A 6106-nucleotide genomic window follows, 5' to 3' on the forward strand; every position below is an offset into this window, starting at 1 on the left:
ATGGAAAAAGTTATTCGTTTGCAACCGCCATTGGATGATGAGCAGGTGAAATCTCTGAAAGCCGGCGATCGGGTTTTGATCAGCGGCACTATTTATACCGGCCGCGACGCCGCCCATAAACGTCTTGTCGATCTTCTTGATAAGGGGGAAAAGCTGCCGATTCCCATTGCCGGGCAGGTGATTTATTTTGTTGGCCCGGCACCGGCCAAACCAGGACATGCCATTGGTTCAGCCGGTCCTACTACCAGCTACCGGATGGATCCTTATTCTCCCCGTCTGCTGGCTGAGGGCTTGAAAGGGATGATAGGCAAGGGTGGTCGCAGTTCTGAAGTGAAAGCGGCCATAAAAAAATATCATGGCATCTATTTTGCCGCCGTTGGTGGTGCCGGGGCGCTATTGGCTCAACGGATCAAAAAGGCTGAGATTGTTGCTTATGAAGATCTGGGGCCCGAAGCTATTCGCCGGCTGGAAGTAGAAGATTTTCCAGTGGTGGTGGTTAATGATATCGATGGAAATGATCTGTATGAACAGGGTGTGGCTGCCTACAGGAGAGATTGATTGTTATGAAAACTGTTGTTTCACGCGACCAGGTGCAGGGAGATTTTGTCAAAAAAGTGGCTGAGATCAGTGGTGAGAACTTTTTCAACTGCTACCAGTGTGGCAATTGCTCCGCCGGCTGTCCCTCGGTGAACGAAATGGATCTGCTACCCAGCCAGGTGGTTCGTTACCTGCAGCTGGGATTGGCCGATGAAGTGAAAAACTGTAAATCCATGTGGGTTTGTGCCGCCTGTTTGATGTGCCATGCCCGTTGTCCTAAAGGTGTTGATATTTCAAAGATCATGGAAGCCCTCCGGGTTTTACGGTTACGGGAAGTCGATGCCGAAGCTTACATTGATGTGACCGATTTCTCTGATGATTACCTGGAGCGGGCACCTCAGATTGCCATGATCAGTGGTTATCGAAAATTTCTCCCTCTTTAGAACTAGAAGGAAATGGAAATGAAATATCCTTATTTCCCCGGATGTACCCTTTATACCAAGGCGAAAAAACTGGATGATGCCGGTCGGGAATGTAGCCTCCGTCTGGGTTTTGAGCTTGATGAACTGCCGGACTGGACCTGTTGTGGTGCCACCTTTCCGCTGGTCAACGATTATCATATAGCCATGTCCGGGCCTACCCGTATTCTGGCTGATACCAAAGACCAGGGAGGCGATAAGCTGGTGACTCTCTGCTCGGTGTGCTTTAACGTCCTCAAACGTACCAACCATGTTATGCGTACGGATGAGGAACGCCGGGACAAAATTACCGATTTTATTGAGCGTGACTACCATGGTGAGACGGAAGTCCTGCATTATCTCCAGGTCCTGCGTGATGAAATTGGCTTCGATACCTTAAAGGAAAAGGTGGGTAAACCCCTGGAAGGGCTGAAAGTTGCCTGTTATTATGGTTGCCTGCTCCTGCGGCCGGTGAAGGAAATCGGCTTGGATAACATGGAAAATCCGAGCATTTTTGAGGATTTTATCCGCGCTCTGGGGGCTGAACCGGTTGAATTTCCCTTCAAAATTGAATGTTGTGGCGCTTTTCAGACTGTTCATTCCATGGATGTAGCCACCCGTTGTTCCCGGGATATCTTGAACAGTGCCAGGAATAATGGTGCTGATCTGGTGACCACAACCTGTCCCTTGTGTCAGTTCAACCTGGATGACCGCCAGCCGGAAATTCAGAAAAGTGAATCTGATTTTGCCACAATTCCAGTGGTTTATTTTACCCAGCTGTTGGCTCTGGCGTTGGAAATGTCCGCCGCTGACTTAGGTTTTGAGCGTAATCTGATTGATCCCTTGCCGGTTCTACGAGCTAAAGGCGTCATCAGTGATTGATATTTGAGGGAACCATAATGGGCGATGTCGTGAATTTGAATGATAATGAAAGTGCTGATATAGCGATTGCCGGTGAGCCGGTAATCGGCCCTTGTGTCTTCGGCAATCTGGATGAATTTGAAAGTGTTCCCCTTGACCGGAGAGTCATGGTAATCGGCGGTGGCATCTGCGGGATTACTGCTGCTATTGACCTTGGCAATGGCGGCTACCAGGTGGTTATGGTGGAACGTCTGCCTTCAATAGGTGGCCGGATGCTGCAGTTGTCCGAAACCTTTCCGACCCTTGACTGTGCCCAGTGCACTCTGACCCCGAGGACGGTAGAAACTGGTCAGCATCCAAAAGTAACTTTGAAAACTAATTGTGAAATTGAAAAACTTGATGGCGAGCCGGGTGATTTTAAAGTCCTGGTACGGCAGAAAATTACCTATGTGGACTGGAATAAATGTACCGGCTGCGGTACCTGCATCCAGAAATGTCCGACAAAGAGTGTGGCCATGTTTGAGCGTGATGCCGGGGTCATGCCGGCCATTTATACCCTGTCACCCCAGGCAGTTCCCAATAAACCGGTTATTGACGCGGATCGTTGCCGCTATCTGACCAAAGGCAAGTGTGGTGTTTGCGCCAAAGTCTGTCCGGTAGAGGCCATTGACTATGAACAAAAGGAAAGTTTCTTTGAGGTTAACGTTGGCGCAATCATCGTGGCAACCGGTTTTGATGTTTATGACTGGAAAAATAAAATGCCGGAACTGGGAGGTGGAAAAATCCCGGATGTTATTGATGGTCTGACTTTTGAGCGCTATCTTTCAGCTTCCGGGCCAAGTGCCGGGGCTATGGTTCGTCCTTCGGATGGAGAAGAACCGAAAGAGATCGTTTTTATCCAATGTGTTGGTTCACGCAACCCGGAGTTCCATAAATCTTACTGCTCCCGGGTCTGCTGCATGTATACAGCCAAGCATGCCCGGTTGTATAAGCATAAGGTTCATGATGGTCAGGTTTATATATTTTATATTGATATTCGTTCCACCGGTAAAGGGTATGAGCAGTTTATTCAACAGTCGGTTTCCGAAGAAGAAATCATCTATATCCGTGGTCGGGCAGCAAAGCTCTATGAAGAAAACGGCAAGATAATGGTTCAGGGGGCAGATACTCTTACTGGCAGAAAAATAGAGATTGCCGCGGATCTGGTAGTGGTGGCAGCGGCTTTGGTTCCCAATGAAGAGGCTTTGGAACTGGCCGAAATATTTGGCTTGACTTGTAATAAAGATGGTTTTTTTGTCGAGGAAGATTATAAACTTTCATCGATAGATACAGGTCAACAGGGGATCTATATTGCCGGCTGTTGTCAGGGCATTAAAGATATTGCGGATACTGCTGCCCAGGGCAGTGCGGCTTCCAGCAAGGTTCAAGTTTTTCTTTCGTCAATCAGGCGGCAGAAACAGAATGTGGTTTAATTTCCCAGGGTAATCCATGAAAAAGTTAGGTGTGTTTGTCTGCTGGTGTGGTTCCAATATCGCCAGCAGTGTTGATGTTGACCAGGCGGTTGCCGGAGCTGCAAAGCTTGACGGGGTGGTTCACGCTGAAAATTACATGTACATGTGTTCCGATCCGGGACAACAGATAGTAAAGGATGCCATTCAGGAGAAAAATCTGGATGGAGTGGTGGTCGCCTGTTGTTCTCCGCGCATGCATGAAAATACTTTTCGTAAGGCGGCAGGTACCGTAGGCTTGAATTCATATCTGCTGGAAATTGCCAACATTCGTGAACAATGCAGCTGGGTGCATGCCAACAATAAACCGGTGGCTACCGCCAAGGCCATCAGCATTATTGAGGGAGCCCTCGACAAGGTCAAACAGAATCTGCCCCTGGAAACTATTACCATTGATTTAACCAAACGTGTTTGTGTGGTTGGCGGTGGGATTGCCGGGATTATGTCGGCGCTGGACCTGGCTGATGCCGGTTATGAGGTAGTGATTATTGAAAAGGAACCTGCCATCGGTGGCCATGTTTCCCAGATAACTACAACCTTTCCCTATTTTCAGAATGTTCCCGAATTGCTGCAAAAAAAGATTGCCGAGGTTGAAGCCCATCCCCGCATAACTTTATATCTTAATGCGGAAGTTGACGAGCTGGAAGGATATGTGGGTAATTTTAAGGTTACTATTCGAACCCGGCCGGCTTTTGTTGACCACCAGTCCTGCAACAACTGTGGAAAATGTCTGGAAGCCTGTCCGGTATCCATTTCTGATGAGTTTAATCGTGGCTTGACTCAGCGGGCAGCGATTTTTCGCTATAATCAGGGTGATGAGAGTCAGTTGCCAGTTATCAATCAGGCGGATTGTCTCCATTTCAGCCAGGAAGAGCCGGAAACTGGAGAAAAATGCCGGTTTTGTGTTGAGAGTTGCCCGGAAAATGCCATTGATCTGGGGGTGACTCCATCTTTGCAGGAAGAATTGGTCGGTGCCATTGTCATGGCGACCGGTTATGATCTGTATAGTCCTGCCAAGCTGCCGGAATATGGTGGCGGTCAGCTTGCCGATGTTATCGATGGCCTGGCCTTTGAGCGGCTGCTTGATCCAAAAGGACCTACCAGTGGGAAGATTCTCCGGCCTTCTGACGGCCGGGTGCCGAAAAGTGTTGTCTTTATCCAATGTGCCGGCTCCCGTGATCCTGAACGGCATAAGGCTTATTGTTCCCGGGCCTGCTGCATGTATACGGCCAAGCAGGCCAGGCTGTACAAACAGCAGGTTGATGGTGGAACGGCTTATGTCTCCTATATGGATATCCGTTCGGACAGCCGTGATTTTGAAGAGTTTGTCCAGCAGGGAATGGAAGAAGAAAACCTGGTTTATATCCGTGGCCGGGTAGCCAAGGTTTTTGCTGAAGGTAGTGTTCTCAAGGTTTATACCGCTGATACCTTGAGTGGTCGGCAACTGGAAATAGAGGCCGATCTGGTGGTGCTGGCCATGGCTATGGAACCGAAAGAAGGTGTTCGTGAACTGGCCAAAAAAATGAATGTAACTATTGATGGTGATGGTTTTCTTTCGGAAACTCATATTAAACTGTATCCGGTCGAAAGCTCAACTAAGGGAGTGTACCTGGCCGGTTGCGGACAGTCCCCCAAGGATATTACCGATACTGTTTCCCAGGCATTGGCTACCGCCGGGAAGATTCAGACCATGTTTTCCAATGAAACTCTGCTTGCTGATCCCCTGGTTGCCGAAGTGAAAGAAGATGTCTGCAGCGGTTGCGGGATTTGTGTCGATATCTGTCCTTACGGGGCTCGGATCATGGATGATTTCAAGCGGATATCTACGGTGAACCAGGCTGTCTGCCAGGGTTGTGGCGCTTGTATCGCTGCCTGTCCCAATAAAGCCTGTGAGCTGATCAACTCAACCTCGAGGCAGTTTATCCGCGTGATTGATGATTTTGCCCGTAAGGCCCAGGTGGTTTAATTTTATTAAGTGCTTCACGGGTTCTTTGCCGTCAGGCAAAGGTTCCGATGAAGAAACTTATGCAATGCCAGGATGATCAAGGTGATTATGGCCGATAATTTTTTGCAACAGGTAATGGAAGAAAGCGGTCAGCCGGTTAACCTGTGCTACCAGTGCCGCAAATGCAGTGCCGGCTGTCCGATGGTGGATGAATTTGATTTTCCACCCAATATGGTTATGCGAATGGTGCAGCTGGGAATGAAGGCTGAGCTGTTGCGCAGTAAGGCTATCTGGATGTGTGTTTCCTGTGAAACCTGTGGTACCCGTTGCCCCAATGAAATTAAGATAGCCCCGGTAATGGACTCCCTGCGGGCTGCCTGTCTGGCCGAGGGGGTGGAACCGGCTGATCAGGTGACGGTGGATTTCCATCGGGCCTTTACCTCCAGTATTCGGACTTTCGGGCGTATCCATGAGGCCACGATGTTGATGAACTATAAATTGAAAACCAGAGATTTTACCAGCGATGTCGGCGTTGGTCTGAAGCTGTTTCTAAAAGGTAAAATTCCAATTTTGCCAAAAAAATCTAAGAATATCAGTAAGATTAAAGAAATATTTGAACGATCAGGTATCAAGTAGCAGATAACCTAATAATATAAAAAGTATTATGAAATATTCCTACTATCCGGGTTGCACGAATCACTCTACCGCCATCGAGTATATTGAGGCCAGTAAGGCGGTAATGGAAGCCATGGGTATCGAGCTGGCTGAGCTGCCGGATTGGTCCTGCTGTGGCGCCG

General features: G+C 48.6%; 7 protein-coding genes. All 7 read left to right on the forward strand.

Going from position 1 to position 6106, the window contains the following annotated elements:
• Window positions 1-558: a Fe-S-containing hydro-lyase gene (locus U9P07_12595; GenBank protein ID MEA2110243.1), complete on the forward strand. Its 558-nt coding sequence runs from the start codon at window positions 1-3 to the stop codon at window positions 556-558.
• Between the two features lie 5 nt (window positions 559-563).
• Complete coding sequence (locus tag U9P07_12600; protein ID MEA2110244.1) at window positions 564-980, forward strand: 4Fe-4S dicluster domain-containing protein; 417 nt, start codon at window positions 564-566, stop codon at window positions 978-980.
• Between the two features lie 18 nt (window positions 981-998).
• A complete protein-coding gene (locus tag U9P07_12605; protein MEA2110245.1) occupies window positions 999-1877 on the forward strand; it encodes a CoB--CoM heterodisulfide reductase iron-sulfur subunit B family protein in 879 nt (292 codons plus the stop codon).
• 17 nt (window positions 1878-1894) lie between these two features.
• A complete protein-coding gene (locus tag U9P07_12610) occupies window positions 1895-3328 on the forward strand; it encodes a CoB--CoM heterodisulfide reductase iron-sulfur subunit A family protein (protein ID MEA2110246.1) in 1434 nt (477 codons plus the stop codon).
• A gap of 16 nt (window positions 3329-3344) precedes the next feature.
• Window positions 3345-5330 (forward strand): CoB--CoM heterodisulfide reductase iron-sulfur subunit A family protein, encoded by a 1986-nt coding sequence (locus U9P07_12615; GenBank protein ID MEA2110247.1) that lies wholly within the window; start codon window positions 3345-3347, stop codon window positions 5328-5330.
• A gap of 87 nt (window positions 5331-5417) precedes the next feature.
• Entirely contained in the window at window positions 5418-5945 is a 528-nt protein-coding gene (locus tag U9P07_12620) for a 4Fe-4S dicluster domain-containing protein (GenBank protein ID MEA2110248.1), read from the forward strand.
• A 28-nt stretch (window positions 5946-5973) separates the two neighbouring features.
• Window positions 5974-6106, forward strand: a 133-nt coding sequence (locus tag U9P07_12625; GenBank protein MEA2110249.1) for a heterodisulfide reductase-related iron-sulfur binding cluster, incomplete at its 3' end; no start/stop codon positions are given.

This window comes from Pseudomonadota bacterium (assembly GCA_034660915.1).
Taxonomy (GTDB): Bacteria; Desulfobacterota; Anaeroferrophillalia; order Anaeroferrophillales; family Anaeroferrophillaceae; genus DQWO01.